Source organism: Rossellomorea sp. NPDC071047 (assembly GCF_050270195.1).
Taxonomy (GTDB): domain Bacteria; phylum Bacillota; class Bacilli; order Bacillales; family Bacillaceae_B; genus Rossellomorea.
Genome location: NZ_JBNNJT010000002.1, coordinates 467,421 through 486,177, shown reverse-complemented (window position 1 = coordinate 486,177; position 18,757 = coordinate 467,421). Strand labels below are relative to the sequence as shown.

22 protein-coding genes are annotated in these 18,757 nt (G+C 43.2%); 2 read left to right on the top strand and 20 right to left on the bottom strand.

The features are described 5' to 3' along the window. Positions 1-34: 34 nt before the first annotated feature. The 5 genes from cntA to ACQKFO_RS10330 all read right to left on the bottom strand — a co-directional run bounded on the left by cntA (position 35) and on the right by ACQKFO_RS10330 (position 5,609). On the bottom strand, positions 35-1,627 hold the full coding sequence (gene cntA, locus ACQKFO_RS10350) for a staphylopine-dependent metal ABC transporter substrate-binding lipoprotein (RefSeq protein ID WP_427598543.1): 1,593 nt from the start codon (positions 1,625-1,627) through the stop codon (positions 35-37). Between the two features lie 44 nt (positions 1,628-1,671). After that, positions 1,672-2,988, bottom strand: a complete 1,317-nt coding sequence (locus ACQKFO_RS10345; protein WP_427598541.1) for an opine metallophore biosynthesis dehydrogenase — start codon at positions 2,986-2,988, stop codon at positions 1,672-1,674. Beyond that, on the bottom strand, positions 2,985-3,791 hold the full coding sequence (locus ACQKFO_RS10340; protein WP_427598539.1) for an SAM-dependent methyltransferase: 807 nt from the start codon (positions 3,789-3,791) through the stop codon (positions 2,985-2,987). Before ACQKFO_RS10340 ends, ACQKFO_RS10345 begins: the two co-directional genes overlap by 4 nt. Continuing rightward, positions 3,791-4,639: a diaminopimelate epimerase gene (locus ACQKFO_RS10335; RefSeq protein ID WP_427598537.1), complete on the bottom strand. Its 849-nt coding sequence runs from the start codon at positions 4,637-4,639 to the stop codon at positions 3,791-3,793. The genes ACQKFO_RS10340 and ACQKFO_RS10335 overlap by 1 nt, the downstream gene beginning before the upstream one ends. A 295-nt stretch (positions 4,640-4,934) precedes the next feature. Further along, positions 4,935-5,609 (bottom strand): RibD family protein, encoded by a 675-nt coding sequence (locus ACQKFO_RS10330; RefSeq protein WP_427598535.1) that lies wholly within the window; start codon positions 5,607-5,609, stop codon positions 4,935-4,937. 164 nt (positions 5,610-5,773) lie between these two features. On the opposite strand from ACQKFO_RS10330, the gene ACQKFO_RS10325 reads away from it, so the two are divergent. After that, entirely contained in the window at positions 5,774-5,998 is a 225-nt protein-coding gene (locus ACQKFO_RS10325; RefSeq protein WP_427598534.1) for an IDEAL domain-containing protein, read from the top strand. 135 nt (positions 5,999-6,133) lie between these two features. Here ACQKFO_RS10325 and ACQKFO_RS10320 read toward each other — a convergent pair whose 3' ends face one another. The 11 genes from ACQKFO_RS10320 to ACQKFO_RS10270 all read right to left on the bottom strand — a co-directional run bounded on the left by ACQKFO_RS10320 (position 6,134) and on the right by ACQKFO_RS10270 (position 13,752). Next, the gene (locus ACQKFO_RS10320) at positions 6,134-7,153 is read right to left on the bottom strand and encodes a C45 family autoproteolytic acyltransferase/hydolase (protein ID WP_427598532.1); all 1,020 of its coding nucleotides are present in this window, start codon (positions 7,151-7,153) and stop codon (positions 6,134-6,136) included. Positions 7,154-7,237: 84 nt separating this feature from the next. After that, positions 7,238-8,068 (bottom strand): alpha/beta fold hydrolase, encoded by an 831-nt coding sequence (locus ACQKFO_RS10315; protein WP_427598531.1) that lies wholly within the window; start codon positions 8,066-8,068, stop codon positions 7,238-7,240. A gap of 13 nt (positions 8,069-8,081) precedes the next feature. Beyond that, positions 8,082-8,366, bottom strand: a complete 285-nt coding sequence (locus tag ACQKFO_RS10310) for a DUF3784 domain-containing protein (protein ID WP_427598530.1) — start codon at positions 8,364-8,366, stop codon at positions 8,082-8,084. A 171-nt stretch (positions 8,367-8,537) separates the two neighbouring features. Next, positions 8,538-9,056, bottom strand: coding sequence for a hypothetical protein (locus ACQKFO_RS10305; protein ID WP_427598529.1), 519 nt, complete (start codon positions 9,054-9,056; stop codon positions 8,538-8,540). Between the two features lie 101 nt (positions 9,057-9,157). Next, positions 9,158-9,490, bottom strand: a complete 333-nt coding sequence (locus tag ACQKFO_RS10300; RefSeq protein ID WP_427598528.1) for a hypothetical protein — start codon at positions 9,488-9,490, stop codon at positions 9,158-9,160. A 17-nt stretch (positions 9,491-9,507) separates the two neighbouring features. Next, entirely contained in the window at positions 9,508-10,161 is a 654-nt protein-coding gene (locus tag ACQKFO_RS10295) for a hypothetical protein (protein ID WP_427598527.1), read from the bottom strand. Position 10,162: 1 nt separating this feature from the next. Further along, positions 10,163-10,960 carry an aminoglycoside N(3)-acetyltransferase gene (locus ACQKFO_RS10290; protein WP_427598526.1) on the bottom strand — a complete coding sequence of 266 codons (798 nt, stop codon included), beginning with the start codon at positions 10,958-10,960 and terminating at the stop codon, positions 10,163-10,165. Positions 10,961-11,003: 43 nt separating this feature from the next. Next, on the bottom strand, positions 11,004-11,558 hold the full coding sequence (locus ACQKFO_RS10285) for a GNAT family N-acetyltransferase (protein ID WP_427598524.1): 555 nt from the start codon (positions 11,556-11,558) through the stop codon (positions 11,004-11,006). Positions 11,559-11,647: 89 nt separating this feature from the next. Beyond that, on the bottom strand, positions 11,648-12,094 hold the full coding sequence (locus ACQKFO_RS10280; protein WP_427598523.1) for an effector binding domain-containing protein: 447 nt from the start codon (positions 12,092-12,094) through the stop codon (positions 11,648-11,650). An 18-nt stretch (positions 12,095-12,112) separates the two neighbouring features. Next, positions 12,113-12,460 carry a hypothetical protein gene (locus ACQKFO_RS10275; protein ID WP_427598521.1) on the bottom strand — a complete coding sequence of 116 codons (348 nt, stop codon included), beginning with the start codon at positions 12,458-12,460 and terminating at the stop codon, positions 12,113-12,115. Positions 12,461-12,561: 101 nt separating this feature from the next. Beyond that, positions 12,562-13,752 (bottom strand): MFS transporter, encoded by a 1,191-nt coding sequence (locus tag ACQKFO_RS10270; protein ID WP_427598520.1) that lies wholly within the window; start codon positions 13,750-13,752, stop codon positions 12,562-12,564. 722 nt (positions 13,753-14,474) lie between these two features. On the opposite strand from ACQKFO_RS10270, the gene ACQKFO_RS10265 reads away from it, so the two are divergent. Beyond that, positions 14,475-15,008, top strand: coding sequence for a GNAT family N-acetyltransferase (locus ACQKFO_RS10265; RefSeq protein ID WP_427598519.1), 534 nt, complete (start codon positions 14,475-14,477; stop codon positions 15,006-15,008). Positions 15,009-15,397: 389 nt separating this feature from the next. On the opposite strand, the gene ACQKFO_RS10260 is transcribed toward ACQKFO_RS10265, so the two are convergent. The 4 genes from ACQKFO_RS10260 to ACQKFO_RS10245 all read right to left on the bottom strand — a co-directional run bounded on the left by ACQKFO_RS10260 (position 15,398) and on the right by ACQKFO_RS10245 (position 18,678). Further along, positions 15,398-15,952, bottom strand: a complete 555-nt coding sequence (locus ACQKFO_RS10260) for a class I SAM-dependent methyltransferase (RefSeq protein WP_427598518.1) — start codon at positions 15,950-15,952, stop codon at positions 15,398-15,400. A gap of 245 nt (positions 15,953-16,197) precedes the next feature. Further along, positions 16,198-17,370: an MGDG synthase family glycosyltransferase gene (locus tag ACQKFO_RS10255; RefSeq protein WP_427598517.1), complete on the bottom strand. Its 1,173-nt coding sequence runs from the start codon at positions 17,368-17,370 to the stop codon at positions 16,198-16,200. Continuing rightward, positions 17,367-17,966: a DedA family protein gene (locus ACQKFO_RS10250; protein WP_427598516.1), complete on the bottom strand. Its 600-nt coding sequence runs from the start codon at positions 17,964-17,966 to the stop codon at positions 17,367-17,369. Before ACQKFO_RS10250 ends, ACQKFO_RS10255 begins: the two co-directional genes overlap by 4 nt. After that, positions 17,956-18,678, bottom strand: a complete 723-nt coding sequence (locus ACQKFO_RS10245; RefSeq protein ID WP_427598515.1) for a polysaccharide deacetylase family protein — start codon at positions 18,676-18,678, stop codon at positions 17,956-17,958. The genes ACQKFO_RS10250 and ACQKFO_RS10245 overlap by 11 nt, the downstream gene beginning before the upstream one ends. Positions 18,679-18,757 lie beyond the last annotated feature (79 nt).

Genomic DNA, 18,757 nt, shown 5'->3' with positions numbered 1-18,757 from the left:
TCTCTGAAATCCAAGGTACCCACTTCCCTTTTCATTATTGGAATCTCATCTGTTCGAATGGTAGCTCAAATTGTGTTTGTTTGAATGTCAGCCCCTTTAAATCTTTAGGAGCCACGACCGTCATCCGCCCATTCGATATCGGAATAAATACAGCTTCATCATGAACGATCGTCAAAATATCCTTATAGAGGGATTTCCTCTTACCTTCGTCCGTCGTCACCATCACTTCTTCTATTTTTCTATAAAGTTCATCCGCCTGCCTGATGCCTTTGGTTGTATGAAGGTAAGAAGCATCGGAAGTGAAAGCCGCGATCGTACTGACCGGATCATACGCGAGCCCCCATGTTTGATTAAATAACAATTCATATTCACCTGTTGCTCGTCTATTTGCGATGGATGTGGATTCCTCACCGACGATTTCAAGACTTGCGCCAATTTTTTTCAATGAGCTTTGGATGAATTCAGCCTCTGTTTTTTGAGAAGGTGAATTGACGTCATAATAGAGCTTCATGGCCAAAGGACGTCCATCCTTTTCACGAACCCCATCATCACCGGACATCCAGCCATTTTCGTCTAACAACTTTTTAGCTTTATTGACATCGAAGTCTCTCTTCTCAAGGTCAATATCTGCATAAAGGACATTGGATGAAAATAAGGTATGGGCTTCTGTTTCCGTCCCGTCCAAAATATCTTCTGAGATCGTCTTCCGATCAATGGCGTACCAAATCGCTTCACGAACCGCCGTCTCCGTAACAGGACTATCCGTTTTGCTGCTATTGGCGACGATCATCTTCGTATTCATAGCCTCACTTCTTTCGACCTGGTGATCTCCTGTTTCGACCAACTGGTTCATCGCTTCCACATTCAGGCTGTCTGCACCGCGATCATCTGTGAAGGCAAAGTTGACCTCCCCTTTTTGTAAAGCCAGGAATGTCGTCTCTCCTGCAGGGAGCACCTTTGCCGTAATCTCTTTGATGGCAGGCTCCCCTCCCCAATAGTCTTCGTTTGATTCGAACCGGGCGAACTCGTCTACCTTATGTTCCCCGAGGATATAGGGACCGGTGCCGTGATAACCATTCACTCCATCCTTCGTTTCCCCATCCTTGAAGTCATTGGGTGATAGGAACACATAAGGCCTTGTCATCGAAAGTTCTGTCAAGGCAGGATAATAGGGTTCAGACAGGACAAGGTCCACAGTATGCTCATCAATGACACGAACCTCATCGATTTTAGCGGAAAGCTTGATCCACGCATGCTTCTCCGCATTCCGCTGTACCGCTTCAATGTTCTTCTTCACTGCTTCGGCATTGAACGGCTCCCCATCATGGAAGGTGACATCTTGCCTGAGGTGAAATGTATACACCTTGCCGTCATCTGAAATCTCCCAGGATTCAGCAAGCAGCGGCTTGATGCCATCCTCTGTATTTTCAACCAATGATTCATACACTTTCCCCTGGGCAGCCATAGACCCTGTGTATAAATGTGGGTTCATATCATTGATATCCTTGGCCGTCGCATAAACCAGTTCATTCTTATCTGCGTCCTGTTCACCTTCTGTTTTCGCTCCGCAGGCAGTGAGGATCATCATCAAAAGAATCATTACGCTTAATGTCCATCTCTTCTTCATCCTATTTTTCTCTCCTTTTGTACTCTCTCTGTAAAACAAAATCATTACGATTTATTTTTTGTAACCAATTCTTTTCCCATCTCACTAGTAATCCTCGTTAGATCTTCTTCGAAGCTTCGAATGGAAAAGGCTTCGGAAAGCTTTTGATCATGATGGACTTTTGCGACTTCTGTCAGCTTGTCCTCATAGATCCCGATCATCTTGTCAATGGAAGGGCTCGGTACATCCAGGAATCGTGCAATCCCCTGAATGATCTTCATCCGGTAATAATCTTCCTTAGGCATTCTCGGAATATCCAGCTCTCCCTCTACGTTCCTGTACATCTTCCTGATCGGAACGGCCGAGAAATCGAAATACCTTCCTGCCTCGTCAGGAGTCGAAAATGGATCGATCAACAGTGAGGTATAGCGTATGTAAAGTAAATACTCCTGGTGGATTCTATCCAGCTGTTCAAACCCTTCGATGTCACTCCTTGATAAGCTTTCCAATCTTACTGGATAGTTATCGTCCGTCATGAATCGAAGTAGGTTGAGTGGCTTGATATTCACTCTTTTCAGTATTTCCATCATTTCCTGCCATTGGGCGATCATATCCCGGATCAGATGCTGGGTGATCGGTCCTTCGGGATACAACTTATACACATATTTCATCGAAGGTCCCTCGTTGAATATCTCCTGCAGTGTCACATCATTCATAAAGAGCGGAGGATGGACATAGAGGGAAATATTGCGTGTTTCTGCTTCTAATGGGGATTCAGTCTGCACTAACTCTACCCCGAGCTCCTGCCCTAACGAAATCAGGTTTTGAACCGTCTTCGATTGACGACGGGTCGATCCGATATAGAGCTTCTTCTTCACCGCAGTCGTAATGATATGGTGAGAAGGATCCCTCTCCATCCACCTCGTATCTCCTAAATAAGTAGAGAAGCTGATGATTTCCGCCTCGGGTTGAACGTCAGCCAGATCATGCTTCACAAGACTATTGGATCCGAAAGTCGGTGAAACCAATACGATCGACCGGACGCCTTTGAATACTTCCCTCGGGATATTGTGGAGCACGTCCAGATACGCGTCTGTAGTGACGGCTAATACGACGACATCCCACTCTCCCCTTATCGTGTCGAGACCGTGATACACATGATCAATCCGGCATTCACCTTGTAATCTCTCATTCTTCTGATTTTGAACAGACACCCGAATGTGATTTCCATTTTTCTCTAACGATTGGAAAAATGATTCCGACCGGACGGAATTCCTCCCTGCGAGCCCCACCTCGCATCCCAGGTGGTTCTTTACAATCATACAAAGTTGCAGCGAAGCGGGTCCCGTGCCATTGACCAACACCCGTTTACCCTTTTTCATCGATTACCCTCCTGACTTTTAGCGGGACGAATTTTTTCATAGAGTAAGATATCAAATATTTGCTGGGGACGCAGACTGTTTTCTGCTATTCTCCACTTCTTCTTATCTACTTCACGGGAAGGGAAATTGAAGAGGGATTTCAGACCATCCCCGTACCTCATCGACACAACGACCTCTTCATTGGTCAACTCATATAACTGATCCATGATGTCATATTTCACTTCAACCGTCGAACTGAAGATGATATGGGTCACTTCCTTGAGATCTCTGAGCTGTTCCACAAACGAAAGTTCCAGTGCAATATTTAAATCCCTGCCTAACCGGTTCACAACTTCCCTTCCCAGGGTGACCGCCTCTTCGTCAATGTCGATCCCGATCACCTTTGCGCCAGTGCGCCCCGCAATAAGGAGCGGTGTCATCGGAAAAGAACCAGAGCCGACAAGGAGTACAGTCGATTCCCCTGTCACCTGAAACTGCCCGAACTCCTCTTCAATGCTGGACTCAATGTTTTGAAAGTAGTCTGCTATCTCTTCTTCACCCCTCAGTAGCTTCCTCGCACGGTGCTTCTCCATCTTGGCCACGGATAGGGCGGATAGAATTCTTAACTGATCTACCAGGTGTGTATCCGCTACCTGATCCCACCTCTTTATGTACTCTTCTTTAAGAATGAAGCGTGAATACTCGTTGATTAATTCCTCTAACGCCGCAGCCTCCTCTTCCATAAGGCTACTCTCTTGAATGGCTCTATCAAATCGTTCCACATAGATCTTCAGATCCTCTTCAATGGTCTTACTCGCCTTCATCATATAACCTCCTCTATCCTGTGTATAAATGCTTTACCTTCGGCCACAATCCCGACAGTGCCTTCAATCCTGACCGAGTTAATGGACCCTGCATCCCAATCTGCGGTTACATGCATTTCCCCTCCAGGCTGTTTAACCTGCAGCGAGATGCAGCGCTTTTGCTTCCATGCGAGATAAGCCCCCAATGATCCGGTCCCCGATCCGCATCCCCGTTCCCACATCATGCTGTTCACATCCGGTACATGGATGAGGGGAGCAAGTTCGTGGGTTTCAGGATCATAGAGCAAAACACCAACCAGATTGGCCTCATAGGAGGAGTTGATCAATCGTGCCAGAGTTTCTGCCGATCGGCGTAATGATGAGTCCAACTGTCCCGCCTCCAATACAGCGTGAACCGCCTCCTGATAATAGATCATCGTAACGGGAAGTTCTTTTCCATCCACCACCCACATTTGCTTCTTGATCCTTGCGGGAATAGGCATTTTCATGCTGCAACGGTACAAGCCCATCTCACTCTTCACATCACACCGGACCAACTCGTCCGTGCCTGAGGCTTCCATCAGTATGGTTGTCGAATAACCGGGGGGCAGCGCCTTTCCCGAAGTAATGAGGGCAGCCAATGACATGCAGGCATTCCCACAGAATTCTCCCCCGGCCATCTGCAGGCTGGAATCCGCACCCGCACTCTTTGACTCTTCAATAAACCCCACCTGCTCAGCATATAAACTGTCATATGCCATAAGCTTTGACGCAATCTGATGATATTCTTCCTTGAGGTGTTTGGTCTTTACAAGTACCGTCATATTCTCCGTCGGGTTGAATTTAATAAACTCGATCTCCTGCATCATTTCGATCCCTCTGCTTCTTTTGGTAATGAGATACTGAAAGGACAAATCATTAATTCGTAACCATTACGATTTATTATGTAAAAAAATATATGAAGTTATAATTAAAACGTAACAATTACGATTTACCTTTATTATGCTATGACTTTTTTTTACTTCTGTCAATCGGATTTTTTTCAATAAGCAGAATTAGGAAAAAGGGGCTACCCTCATATCTTGTTTTCTATCAGAGGGGCTTCTAGCCAGCATCAAAAAAGAAACCTTCCCCTCTACACTATGAGGGGAAGGCAGATTCCATCTACTTTTTCACTTTATAATGCAACCACACTGAACCCTCACCGACAGGCTTCATCGTTATCAATTCCAACTGGGTTGCGCCTCCCAAGTCTGTTAACTCCGGTGAGTCGAAAAGGGATGGTGTAGCCGTTCCACCTATAGCTAACGGGGCAATGACGAGGCTCACTTCATCAATCAGTCCCTGTCTTAAAAACGCCCCATTGATCCCCCCGCCTCCACTAAGCCCCAATCGCCTGAAGCCAGATTCATAGAGTCTATGTAATGCGAGGGGTAGATCGATATAATCACCTTTGCCCGCTTGCAGGTAGGTAATTCCCTTACGCTCTAATTGTTCAATATAGTCACCCGAAACATCCTCCCTGGTGACGACCAATAGTCCTTCTGTCTGGAACCAGTCAATACGTCCCTTCCCGTCAAACACAATATACGCCTTTGATTTCCGGGGCTCATAAATCGGTTTCTCCAGCTCCACCCAATCGTTCCCCCACACGATCAGGCTTTCACTTCCTGATACCAACCCATCGCAATCCAATTCATCATACAGCTGATGCGTGACGTCATTCGCCTCCCCGTCCACTCCTGCCGCTGTCCATTCCATTACATTACGGTTCGGAGCCGTTGTGATTTTCCCATCAATCGATGAAAAGATATTCAATATGATCTCTGGCTTCTTCAATTGAAAATCCCCCTTCCACGTTCTATCTATTATGTTAAAAGAAATGGAAAAAGAATGTCAGTGTTTTTTCATTTCTTAAACAAATTTAACTTTTTTGTTTAAAATGTTTGAATATTGAGATAATGGTTAGTATAATAGAAAAAAGGTCAAGGAGTTGATTTTTCATGAAGAAGTATTTGCTAAATTCACCACAGTCCGAGGTACCCGGCATAGACTCTCTTTTTGCAGAAATGATTTTGGACAAGGCCCTGCTAACATTCCGGAAAGAGCAACTCGAACAGAAAATCGACCAATCATTACGTGATCGTAACAAAGAAGAATTCCTGCGGTTGACTGAGGAATTGATTCAGATCCGTAAAGATCACGAGGAAAAGGATGTAACAGTATAAACGATTGATAGGATATAAATAAGCAGATTGGTTTCAATGGATAAGAAAACAATGCTCTTGCCGGTGACGGCAGGGGCATTGTTTTTTTCCTGATTAATCCTGCAGATAATTTGCCATAGCCACTTTGCTGAAAGGCTAACCTTCTTGAATAAAACCACTTAAACTCCCCTCACAAATGTCTTCTCCATTTACCCATTCCCGGAAATTTATGTCCAGGACTTGTTCGCTTCGGGCAATGGTTGTGAGGATCCTTGAATGTTGATAGGAATATGAAAAGGTGTGAAGGGTCCCGAATAAATTCTCGTAATCTGTGAAAAAGATGGGTGATTCTACGCTTTTAAAATGATGAAACATGCCATGATGGGAAAGTCTCTTATCCATTAACCCCAGCAGATGCTTATTACGTTGAATTGATCCTTCGATGGAGTCCCGATTTTTACTAGTAAGCTGTTCATCCTGAAAATGATTCACGCATGCTAAAGTGGATTCTCCGTACCTGACAATCACTTTCTCTGAGCTTGCTTCGACTTCTGCCATATTTCCTTTTCGATCCCCTAGCGAAAAATTATAAGAGGCGGAGTGAGGGATTTCCTTCAGCATGGCAACGGCCTCATCAACACAAGAGCAGCCATCGAGAACCATCCTTATGGAAGCCCAGGGAGATACCCCTTTTACATAGCCGTCATGACTGACGAAGTGCAATCCTGCCACCAGCCCTTTCTCGTTCACACCATCGTGCCTTCCCAGAATTTGAAGATTGTACCCCGCTGTAGCAAAAGCTTGATCCGCTTGAACCAAACTGAATATCCCATCATATAGAGCAGGGGAAAAATCGTAATTCCTCACGTAGTATTCGTTTGTCAGAAGGGCCGAGCAGCCCATCGCCTCTGTCTTCGGAACATCATACCCACTAAATAAAGTAGCTGCCCTGTTCGGCGGAATTTCCAATCCCTGCGCGAGACCCTCTAACTCTTCCAGCAAATGTGGAGCATACGCAGAATAGATCGACTTCATATTGTGAAGATCAATCTCCTGCTTGGTGATGGATTCAAAGATTTTTAGAATGGAAGTATTGCGGAGCTTTTCACCTGTCTTCAAGCCAATTTGAAAAGAGCTGCCTCTGATTTGAAAGATACGTACATCGAAGTTAGACATATTCATTCCCCCTTGATGACATCATACTCTTTCTGACAACATTGCTCCTGTCATTCTGTGCTTGGTTTGGACTGTGGATGTACCTTATCGATTCTTCCCATCACTAATAAACTTTCGGGCTAATTTCAAAATCTGTCCAGGTTGTTCCAAGATGGTCCAATGCCCGCATTCTTTTACTTCCACGAGTTCTGCTCTTCTTAAGTGTTGGATTACATTTTCCTTAATATAGGCGGGGGCAAGAATATCATGCGATCCCTGAGCGATTAAAATAGGTAAAGAGTCTATTTGGGACAGAAACGGGAATAGGTTGTAGTTCTGTTCAATATCTCTGCCTATGCTCTTAAGGGCCTCATTGTTGTAGCATATCTCTTTTTTCTTTTTCAATGTATCGACTGAAAATACATAATAAGGGTCGAGCAGCTTATTAAGTTTGTAGGATGCATCCACTCTAAAAACGGAAAATAGCGAGTAGTAAACGAGCAGCACCTTTTTATAGGGACCCAACTTTTGAAGGAAAAGTTTTTTGAAAGTGACATAGTCTTTGGAGGATAAACCGATGGCGGCTGTTAGAATGATTTTGTGGATATGGGATGGATACCTTGTTGCATAAGACAAAGCCAGGATACTCCCCCACGATTCTCCGAACAGGCTCACTTTCTCCAGGTTTAGCTCCTTTCTTATTCCTTCAAGAGTGTGGATTTCCTCTTCCATAGAATAGGAATCGCCTCCTGACTTTCCGCACCCTGTTTGATCATAGAGGATGATCTGATAGTCTTCAGCAAGAGGCTCCATATGGGGCAGAAAATACTCATGACTCCCGCCTGGTCCGCCGTGGAGAAAGATGATCGGCTCCCCTTCCCCTTTTACACACACATAGATCGTTTTCCCATTGATCGTGATATGCTTTCCTTTCATCAATACACACCCTTCATTTCAGGAGCTTTCTATTAATAAATAAATTCACAACCGTAAGTAAAACCAACATGACTACTACAAAAATGGGACCTTCATAGGCATAATCGAACAGACTGTTAACGACCCCAAGCAACCCTAACGGAAGAAAAAATAGAAGGCCTGTTATTGTACCTAACATCGACTTATCTTTAATCATTTTTTCATTGAAGCCGGCCAGCAGCCACGTTTGTTTCTTCACACCGACGAGAAACGAAATCAGTATTAGAGCGACCCCAATAATGAGTAATCCGTAATCCATCATGACTCCTCCTTTATGCGAATAAAATGACCTCACTACATGTACTGATTCATTTGAAAAACTTCTAAAGTATTCCTTTCATATTATTGGGAAGCTGTTCTTCAATAAGAGGGATGCCACGCATGCTACTTATTGATGCATGACTAGTTTCCGAAGTATCACATGGACAGGTTATTTCTCTTTGACCGGCAATACAACTGATGAATAGACAGAACCATTTATTTCAATTTCCATTCTCCATTTCCCACTGTCAGGAAACCATAGTGTCACTGGTTGTTCCTTCTCCCGGGAATGGGGTAACGCTATCGGTGCTTTTTTTCCGTGTCCATCGTGAGTAAATAGGAGGCGCACTTTCTCTGCACCTACTGCTTTTTCAGGAAGTATCAGATTCGTTTCAAAGTTTTCTTCCTCCACCACAAATGAATTGTATTCGATGCTCACCTTCTCATCACCCAAATACAAATTACCTCCTGAAACAAAATCAGGGCTAGTATGCCATTTTGCCCTCTCTTCCCCTGAAAAATGAAGAAATACGAAGAGCAAGACAAAAGTCAAACAAGCCACTTGAGCTTTCCAAAATCCATTCACAGTTTTAAATGAGTTCATCATTTCCGAGTAAGGAGCCACTAGTTTTAATATTAGAAACGCCACATTAAGAAAGAGCAGCGCCAATGCGATAAATAAAAACACGAACTTCCCCCTTTCTAATCACATGATAAGATAGGTCATTTAATATTTAAGTTATTCTATAGAAAGACCACAGATGCAATCTTGTTGGTTTCCACGCTTGCTTATTGATAGACGTCCAGTTTTCTGGCGATATAAAACCGATTCCCAATATGATAAGCCAGCATGTCTGCAGGACTTTCTTTTTGATCGTCAATCCTATAAAGTTCCGTGTCTTCCGGAAGACCCATGGATTCCCCATTCTCATCAATTGGGCCTTCCACCTCAGTCTTTATCACACCAACCCGTTCTGCTAATCGCTCTTCCTCAACTGGTTCATAGGTAGTGATATACTTGTTACCGCTCCACATAAAGTGAGGGTCGGTTATTTCTTCTTGGTTGCTGCAAGCTGCAAGGAGGAACATTAAAATCCCCATAATGAAAAGATTTTGTTTCACTATTTCCCACTCCACTATTATGTTCTGCCAATTAATTTCGTTTGAACAGGGTCGACGTTACTGAAAACATGATCAGCAAGGAACATTACGGAATACAGACTCGCTTCCTTTTCCTCACTGTTGCAAAAAATCAGGGTGCAGTCATCGTTCTCTATTGTCACTTTTCCACTAGTTTGTTCGGTCAGTTCAAAGTCTAATAGGCTGCATACTAAGGCAGGATTTTCTCGAAAGGGCATGTGAATCTCCATCGCTTGGATAGATGGTTGTTTTTCTTCAGTAACGACTTCCCGCCTCCTTTGAAGTTCAATCCGAAACTTCCAGGGAGTGGAGATGAACGTTCTTCTCTCGCCTTCATTCACCTTCCACTGAAGCTCTTCAGCCCTCTCTAGCACCTCTGAATACTCAGTATCCGTGACCAGGAAGCCAATATGGTCGAACATATCCTTTTTTCCGTGTCCAAATGTAATATTGGTTTGACCTTTGACCATCTCTATGATTCTAAATTGAATATCTTTATCTCTAAATTCCTCCCAATTCAAAGGAGGGTTGAATGTATGCATTTCCCCATTGTGGCGACCGACTCTTAACGTGGTTTCGAATCCTGACTGCTGATAAAACGTTTCCATTTCTTCCGGTTTGTCCGTCCACCAGTGATAATGAAATAATTGCATCTCAAGTCTCCTCCCTGTTTTCATTCATCCACCCGACAGCATACTCAACCATCTCTCTCATGGGGATTAAATAACTTCTTGCTTCACCGACCATGCCTTCTTTTACATAGTCTGTTTCTTTATGAAAATCATTAAAAATCTTATCAAAATCATCCGAGTCATTATTAATATCTTGATACGTTGTCCATACTTCTTCATGAGTCTCTTCCACTTTCACGTCCCAGATTTTCTCTTTTACAAAAGTGTTTTTTTGTCTGTATTCAGCCAGATGCAAAGAGGTATTCGAATCTGTCGGTGCTCCAAGTAATAAAATATAGCCATTTAATTCATAGATTTTTCCTAATGGTGAGTTTTCATTTAAAGAAAAATGATGGCCATGATCTTTTGTAATGTAATTAGCATGTTTACCCCAGGCTGCAAAGGATGTGTGGGGATGTGAGCTTCGAACCACTCCCTTTTGCTTCCTGAACGTCTCAGGAATAAAACCCATATAGCATGTAGGGGTTAAATCAGGGTGATAAGTCGGCATGTTCTCTCTGATGATCTTCATCTCTTCTTCTGTATAGCCGCTTCCATATTCCGCCGGGTCACAAAGCTGCTCGGTCTGTGTAGGCATCACAATGTTTCCGTCTCTTCCGACGGTTTCCTCCAGTGCCAGGATAACGGAAACCGGGCCACCGATGACTCTTCCAAGAGATTTTAAGGAAGAATGGACGATGATGGTCATGCCTTGGCGTACACCTAATTCACCTAAGTCATGGATCATCTGATTTTTAGTTACGAACTTTCCTTCTCCCATGAATATTCGCCTCCCTATACAAATTTGCATTGTGGAAAATACCTTATCCTGCATTCAAATAGTAAATCATATTATCCGTCCATTCACCGAACTCATGGATAAATCCTTTCCTGATGCATTCAAATTCCATACCGACACTTTCAGCAAGCTTTATGGAAGGAGTATTATCGAGGTTGATATGAGCTTCGATCCGGTGGAATTTCAAGTCATGAAAAGCCATGTTCAATGCCGCTTTCACTGCCTCTTTTCCGTACCCGTTCTTCCAATGCTGGTTATGTATGGTGTAACCGATCCTTCCCCATTGAAAATCATTCCTTGATAACGTAGAGAAATCCACCATTCCCACGTGCTTATGATCCGCTTTTCTAAACACACCAAATACGTGGGCTACATCATTACCAGCCAGTTCCTGATGCTTCGTCACCAACTGCTCGAACCATTCTTCCGTGCATTCACTCATATCCATCTTCCCCAAATCGTGCCTGCTGGAGGAATCATATCTGCTTTCGAATTCCTCAAGCCAGTTAGGATAATCAGCAACCTTCAATGGTCGTATGATCAATCTTTCAGTCTCTGAACTAATCGTAAAATCTTTCAACTTAACACCTCTTCATATTTTTCTACTAACCTTCCATTTCATGTAGGGATTTCCTTATACCAACCAGCCTCAATGTAATAGGAAGAATCCTATATAAGTATAGGTAAGTAAATCGCTACTTCTTCCTCACCAGTTTCCAATGGATGATAGGTCTCCACAATATAGGAATCCGGTTTTCTTTTATAACCCTGGTCATCCGTCCACTTTAAAAGGGCGTTATGAAGATCGCCAATCTGTTGTACGTTTCCTTTCGCGGTAACATACTCTTCGTCCAGTTCGATATACTCCATCCCGACCGGAACTTCTGTGGGGAATTCGTCCACCACGATCCCGACATAATAGATCCCTTCTAAATGGTCCCTATCCCTCTTCGGTTCATAAAGGGCGATTTCAGGACCAGGCTTGGCTTCGATTTCATGTAACCTCTCTAGAAATTGTAGGGCAAGCTTCGGTACCTCCGTGCTAAAATCAGTGAAAGATCCTTCCCCTTTTATCCCTATTACTCGCAACGTTTTTTTCATTTTTTCAGCATTCACATTAATCTCTCCTTTACATTAAGATAGTTTCCATGCAGGAATTAACGAATGGAAATCAAAGAAATAACTCATCGGTATATGGATGACGGTGTATATGGCAAGAGTGAGCAAATACGTCAAAAACCATTGAGGAACCGATACTTGAAGGAATGAGTAAAGCAAGAACATCCCAACTGGGAATGGAACCAATACGATCAACCACATCGGGCTTCCAAGAGCTTCAGTCAATGCCCCAAGTGATACAACAGAAAAACCGATGATCAATGCCTGCCAAAAAGGCAATCCATTTTTAAGAACAAAGCTTGCGATGTAATAAGAAAGACCATTCAAAGATACTGCCAGAAAAAAATCAAAAAGATATTTCATGTTTACCCCCTGGTATAGTTATTCCTCTCAATATTTTAACATAATTTTCCTGGTGCGATCATAAAAAAAAGCTCCTCACCTAAAAGTGAGAAGCTCCTTCTTTACCTGAACCGTTGAATAAATCTCTGACCAATTAAATATCCGCCTGCAAGCACGAAGAAAATCAGAAGCAGGCCCGCGAACCCGTCGGTAAACCCAGTTCGTTCAATGGCAAATCCGAATAACGGAAAGCTGATCATGATGACGAAGCTTTCCATTAATCCGATCAGCGAAAGGAAAGTTGACCTGATATTGCTCTGCAGAAAGTTTTGCACGAATGAGCTGAAGATCGGTTCGAACAGACTCAAGAGCTGTGCAAGGATCAGAAACGATATCAGGATCGCCCAGTCCGTAGCGAAGATGAACAGGATGAAAAAGAAGAGGAATAGACCTAAGCCATAATATAAAATATTGAAGAACTTAAATCGCGCCTCCACCCTGTAAGCAATCTTCGCCATCACGACGCCAAGGAGCCCTTCAATCGTAAAGACCGCTCCCACGACGACAGGAGAGTAGCCTAATTGAATGAAGTATTCCTGTCCGTAGAACACCATGATCACCATGACTGCACTCGCTAAGATGAATAGCACAACAGGCTGATGAATGACCGTGTTATTTCTCCAAACGGCAACCCCTAATTTAAACTGATGAACCCACTGGTTATACCACCGTCCGCCGATGTCCTCCGTCTTTTCACGTTCCGGTTCCTTCATGAAAAACAGTGGAATCAGTGCAAGGATATGGGTCAGTATAGTTGCACCATATACCCATTCCCAGCTGATCTCTGCCATGAATCCCCCGAGGAATTTGGCAAGGCTCAAGGATAGGAGGGAAATGGCCGTCATGCTTCCGATTACCCTCGTATAATCCTTCTCACGCTTTTCATTCTTCAACGTGTCATAAGCAAACGCCTGCTCGGCACCGGAATGAAAGGTCACCATGAGACCCATAGATAGAAAGGCCAGGGTAAACATCGAAAACGTCCCGCTCATCAGCATGAACAAGGCATAAAGGAGACTGAACACATTCCCGATCACCAGGCTGACCTTCCTCCCATACAAATCTGCGATCATCCCTGTCGGAACCTCAAACAGGACGATGGCCAAATGGAGAAACGCCTCCAATATGCCGATTTCACCGAAGGTCATCCCCTTATCGCCAAGGTAGATGACCCACAAAGCCCGGTCAAAGAACAACTGGGCAAAAAAGAGATAAAAATAAAGCAGATATATATTGTTTCTTGTCTTAATCATTAATTTTCGTCCTCTCATAAACATAAGGTTAATAGAAAAGCGGAGGCGGCTCGTTCAGAGGCGACAAGCATAAGATGAACATACCGGAAAGGCGCTTTTTGCCTTTTTGGCATGTTTAACTTATGACCTCGAGCCTCTAGCCGCCGCAGCTAGATCAAGAAAAGCGGAGGCGGCTCGTTCAGAGGCGACAAGCATAAGATGAACATGCCGGAAAGGCGCTTTTTGCCTTTTTGGCATGTTTAACTTATGACCTCGAGCCTCTAGCCGCCGCAGCTAGATCAAAAAAGCCACAGGGAATCATTCCCCGTGGCTTTCGCTATTTTCAGGAAATCATACATACGTTCACATTATTGAAATTCAGCTAAAAAAGGACAGACTTGTCCCGAGGACAGCTGAAATTCCAAAAATAGACATCATGAAGACAAGATATTTTTTCTCAGCTTTGATGTCTACAGTGAACGAATGCATGAATTTTCCCTCCTTATTGTTTAAGATTCTTCTTTATTATATAGTTCTTTCCGGTTCTGGACAAGCAATCCTTATACTGAGGTTGACCCTGGGTTCATTACTTTATAAAATATGTACATACTAATCTGGAGGTTTTTGTTTGCTAAACAATTGTTTATTACTGGGGTGAAAACTTTCTTAATGACTCTTTTCATTAAGAAAGTACCATTTATATTTGAACCCAACAACTTTTATTAAAGAATAGGAGTCTATAAATGGATATCTTTATTAGACAAGAACGCCCTGAAGAATATAACTCGACGGAAGAAATGATTAAAGAAGCATTTTCACATGAAGAGTACAGCGATAAGAAAGAGCATCTGCTAGTTCATAACATCAGAAAATCAAATGCATTTATTCCTGAGCTTTCGTTGGTTGCCATTAATCAAAACCATGATGTGGCCGGTCACATCCTACTATCTAAAATCACCATTGTCGAACATGATAAAGTGGCAGATTCTCTGGCACTCGCTCCCGTGTCTGTAGCACCCCCCTTTCAACATAAGGGAATTGGAAGCCAATTGATCCGTGCAGCCCTGCAGAAGGCTGAAGAGCTCGGTTATCATTCCGTGATTGTGTTAGGTCATAAAGATTATTATCCAAAGTTTGGTTTTAAGAAAGCTGCTTTATGGAATATCAAGCCTCCGTTTGAAGTGCCTGATGAAGTATTTATGGCTTTGGAATTGACGGAGCATTCTCTTAGGAATGTACAGGGTGTCGTGCGATATTCGAAAGCTTTTTCAGAATAAGGTAGAAACAGGTTGTCCCGGGGGAATGCTGGGACGACCCTTTTTTAGCTCTTCTCGTTTGAATATAGGGCTTTCCCCGATAACCTAGCCAAGTACGATAAAAACCAACATATCATCGCCAGTACGAGGAAAATCCTCATTTATTATCCCTTGACTTCTTGTGACTGAATCAGGAAACTTCAGTAATTAGTCCTCTTACAACCACTTTCAATCCGAAGTTGGAATAATTAATCCTGTTTCCGACTTATTAATCCTTATTATAATTAATCAATCCTGATTTAAAATAATTAATACTTCATGTCGAATTTTCTTTTTCTGTAACCGAAATTTCCAGAGTAAAGTTTCGATAAAAATACCCGGATTACTTAATCCGGTATCAGACATTCGCTTTATAGCTTTACAGCATCAATAATCAAAGAAGGAAAAGCCAGCCTCTCCCCCTGGTTTCTAGGATCAAATTTCTTAGAACGAAAAATCACTCCGTCAGATCCGTCCCAATGATTTTGATGAAACGTTCCTTCTTCATCAAAATACTCATATAATGTCACTTCAAATCCCACCGTTTCAAACATTCTCGTCAACGTATGGTAATTGTGAACGATCTTATGACTGGCTGCCGGATGATCTTTTGGACCCGGTCCTCCAACCTGCACAATCCGTTGATAAGATTCATCGGGGAAGTAACCATCAGGCACGGCGCACCGAATATATCCGGAAGGCTTCAAGTATTTCATACATAATTTTGAAGCCTCTAGCCCTTCTTCGTATGTAAGGTGTTCCCAGACGTGTTCAGCCAAAAGAGCATCTACAGAACTTTCATGGAACTTGTTTTCCCATGTACTTTCGTCTAATAAATTTAAATCCTCTTCCTGTGTATGGATCCAGCCAGGATTATTCACATACTCTCCTGCTCCGATTACGATTTTTATTTCATTAGAAGTCATTTATTAGTACCTCACTTATTTTTATAGATAATGATGTCCTGTTAGATTAACTTACTGACATCAAAATCCATTTGGATAATTATACCACAAAAAAAAGAGGACCTGATCCCCAACACGTTGATACTTGAACGTGTGAAAATCAGATCCCATTACTATACAATCAATTACTTTAACCAAGAGATGCACCGGGAAGGTCCTCTTTCGTCGGAATTAACAGGACTTCCTTTGATCAATCTCTCTTCCCTTCAGCTCGAAAGAAAGACCCCGACATCCGCTTTTCCCTTGACTGATTTCACTTTGATCGTCTGGCGCGTCTCCTCCTGAATCTTTCGCAAAATATCGGAGAAGCCGCCGGTAAGGGAGGATAAATAGTCTTCCATATTTTCTACTCTTTGTTGAATTTCCTTGTGATCATAAAGAATTTCCTTCAAAGAAGAGAAATCCTCTGTGTCTCTAATGTAGAAGACGAGATCATGTTCTACAAGATAATGTAAATTAAACTCTTCCTGCCCGGGAAGATAATCAAGGATGAACACAGGGATTTTTTTATGAAGGACCTCACTGATCGTGACCCCACCCGGTTTGGTAATGATACCATCCACTGAGTCATATAGAGCATTCAGTTCTTCCTGATCCTGAATGTACATGTAGGGCGTGATATTCGGTTGATTGAGAAGCGAACGATACAGCCTGTGATTATGACCGCATAACACGGAGAAATGGACATCCGGGTATCGGGAAAAGCCCTTAATGCCATTTTTCCATACGCATAACCCGCTATTTCCTCCCGCAACAAGGATATGTTTTCCCTTCTTGGAGAGGGGACTCCGGGATGAACCCTTACTCTTAAACACATCCGCAACGGGGATTCCGGTTTGATGGACACGATCCGAAGAAACGTTGTGATGCATGATCAATGTCTCCTTCACCTCTGCAGTCGGGACAAGGTGATAATCGATCTTGCCGGTTTCCCAAACACCGTTCACAAAAAAATCGGTATAGGCATTCATCGTTTTACAGGGAATGGCCCCCTCCCTTGACTTCAGCCTTCCGATCATTCTCGATGGAAAGGAATGGGTGCAAATCACCAGTGAAGGTTTTTCCTCCTCCACTACCTTCAACACCTTCTTTTCAAAGTAGGTGGCAAATCGGGAAATGCTTCTTAAAAAAAAGCTCTGTTCTTTATCTTTCATCATCACCTTTTGATAGAAGTCTTTATAGCTTTCCGGTGACGTTCTGATCCATTTAAAATAAATACCTGATATCATTTTTTCCAGAAGAGGATTTGAATAAGACAAGAAATCAATGATCTTGATTTCAGCGTCCGGATAGTCATGTCTTATACTGTCTTGTAGAACCTCGGCTACTTTCGTATGTCCGGTTGGAACACTGAACATCGATAGAATCACAATCTTCATTCCAAATACCTCTCTTTTTTCTTTTTAACGGACCCCCACACAGTTGTCAGGATAAAAATCAGTAGTAATCCGATCCCTGCATATGGAACATAGGCTGGATTAATGGGTAGAGTGTTGCCAAGCCAGTATCCAAGGAAAATATACGAAACCGTCCAAATCGCCGATCCCGCCATGGTTAGGAAGAAAAAGGGCATGTACCGTGTACCGAATATACCCGCGAGATAAGGGCTCAATTGCCTCAGCCCCGGCATAAACAGACCAAACAGTAAAGTCTTGGTTGAGTGCATGGTAAAGAGCTTTTCATACTTCCGGACCTTTTCCCTGGATAACCCGATCCACTTTCCGTATCGGTCGATCAGCGGCTGGCCAATGAATCTTCCCCCATAGAACCCCGTAATCATTCCTGAATAGACACCCAGGAATGAACAGACCAATGCCAAAGAAAGCATTAACTGACCTTTCGCTGCCAAGAGCCCCACTAAGAACAAAAGGGACTCTTCAGGAGCCGGTATGCCGACGATCCCGAAGAATAGAAACAGGAAAATGATGAAATAACCGTAGCTTTGAATGTACTGGATAATCTCTTCACTGCCCATATACTGCCTGCTCCTTCGATCCTTTGTTTGTTAGAAGAGTGAAACGGATTTGTTGCTTTATCGCGTCCTCAAGGAATGCATCCAACGCCTCTATCATATAATGGGGAGCTTTCTCATCGGCCCCGAACGTCGTCCCACTGTCATGAAGAACGAATATGGAACCGTCATGATCCGCCTCTTTCATCCGTTCAAGTAAGTCCCCGCCGTTCTTCACCTTCCAATCCTGGAAGATGTGGGACCACATTACAACCTCATAGTCCCTAGATAAAAACAGGGTGGATAGATTAAAATGACCCCACGGTGGACGATAATAGATCGGTTTCTCATGGGTGACCTTCTCGATCACCTCACGTGATTGCTCCAGCTGCTTTTTCAAATGAAAAGGAGTTAAAAACCAGCTGGACACATGGGTATAATGATGAATCCCGATCGTATGCCCCTCCCTTTTCATCCGTTTCAAAAGCTCTGGATACTTCTCCACCTTGCTTCCGACCACGAAAAAAGCAGCCTTGACCCCGTGCTTACTGAGGACATCGAGTAGTTGACCGGTATACATGGGATCCGGTCCATCGTCAAACGTCAATGCAATCGCACCCGGAACATTCACCCTTCTCGTAATGCGGTCATTCCTTTTCCGTATATAAACCGTGCTGATGACGGAATAGACCGAATATATCAGCACGACCATTAATGTGATATAGATCCACTTCATGTTGTACAACCCCACCATAAATTTCATTCACAGCTTTTTATTAAAAGTGCATGCTTGTGATCGCGACTCTATTTCTAAA

What these genes read in the sequence shown, in the direction of transcription:
- cntA (WP_427598543.1), bottom strand. Translation starts at nt 1,627, where the DNA reads ATGAAGAAGAGATGGACATTAAGCGTAATGATTCTTTTGATGATGATC.
- ACQKFO_RS10325 (WP_427598534.1), top strand. Translation starts at nt 5,774, where the DNA reads ATGAAGAAGTATTTGCTAAATTCACCACAGTCCGAGGTACCCGGCATA.
- ACQKFO_RS10290 (WP_427598526.1), bottom strand. Translation starts at nt 10,960, where the DNA reads ATGGGAGAAGGAAAGTTCGTAACTAAAAATCAGATGATCCATGACTTA.
- ACQKFO_RS10345 (WP_427598541.1), bottom strand. Translation starts at nt 2,988, where the DNA reads ATGAAAAAGGGTAAACGGGTGTTGGTCAATGGCACGGGACCCGCTTCG.
- ACQKFO_RS10340 (WP_427598539.1), bottom strand. Translation starts at nt 3,791, where the DNA reads ATGAAGGCGAGTAAGACCATTGAAGAGGATCTGAAGATCTATGTGGAA.
- ACQKFO_RS10275 (WP_427598521.1), bottom strand. Translation starts at nt 12,460, where the DNA reads ATGAAATATCTTTTTGATTTTTTTCTGGCAGTATCTTTGAATGGTCTT.
- ACQKFO_RS10255 (WP_427598517.1), bottom strand. Translation starts at nt 17,370, where the DNA reads ATGAAGATTGTGATTCTATCGATGTTCAGTGTTCCAACCGGACATACG.
- ACQKFO_RS10310 (WP_427598530.1), bottom strand. Translation starts at nt 8,366, where the DNA reads ATGGATTACGGATTACTCATTATTGGGGTCGCTCTAATACTGATTTCG.
- ACQKFO_RS10315 (WP_427598531.1), bottom strand. Translation starts at nt 8,068, where the DNA reads ATGAAAGGAAAGCATATCACGATCAATGGGAAAACGATCTATGTGTGT.
- ACQKFO_RS10260 (WP_427598518.1), bottom strand. Translation starts at nt 15,952, where the DNA reads ATGACTTCTAATGAAATAAAAATCGTAATCGGAGCAGGAGAGTATGTG.
- ACQKFO_RS10245 (WP_427598515.1), bottom strand. Translation starts at nt 18,678, where the DNA reads ATGAAGTGGATCTATATCACATTAATGGTCGTGCTGATATATTCGGTC.
- ACQKFO_RS10250 (WP_427598516.1), bottom strand. Translation starts at nt 17,966, where the DNA reads ATGGGCAGTGAAGAGATTATCCAGTACATTCAAAGCTACGGTTATTTC.
- ACQKFO_RS10295 (WP_427598527.1), bottom strand. Translation starts at nt 10,161, where the DNA reads ATGCAATTATTTCATTATCACTGGTGGACGGACAAACCGGAAGAAATG.
- ACQKFO_RS10335 (WP_427598537.1), bottom strand. Translation starts at nt 4,639, where the DNA reads ATGATGCAGGAGATCGAGTTTATTAAATTCAACCCGACGGAGAATATG.
- ACQKFO_RS10270 (WP_427598520.1), bottom strand. Translation starts at nt 13,752, where the DNA reads ATGATTAAGACAAGAAACAATATATATCTGCTTTATTTTTATCTCTTT.
- ACQKFO_RS10265 (WP_427598519.1), top strand. Translation starts at nt 14,475, where the DNA reads ATGGATATCTTTATTAGACAAGAACGCCCTGAAGAATATAACTCGACG.
- ACQKFO_RS10320 (WP_427598532.1), bottom strand. Translation starts at nt 7,153, where the DNA reads ATGTCTAACTTCGATGTACGTATCTTTCAAATCAGAGGCAGCTCTTTT.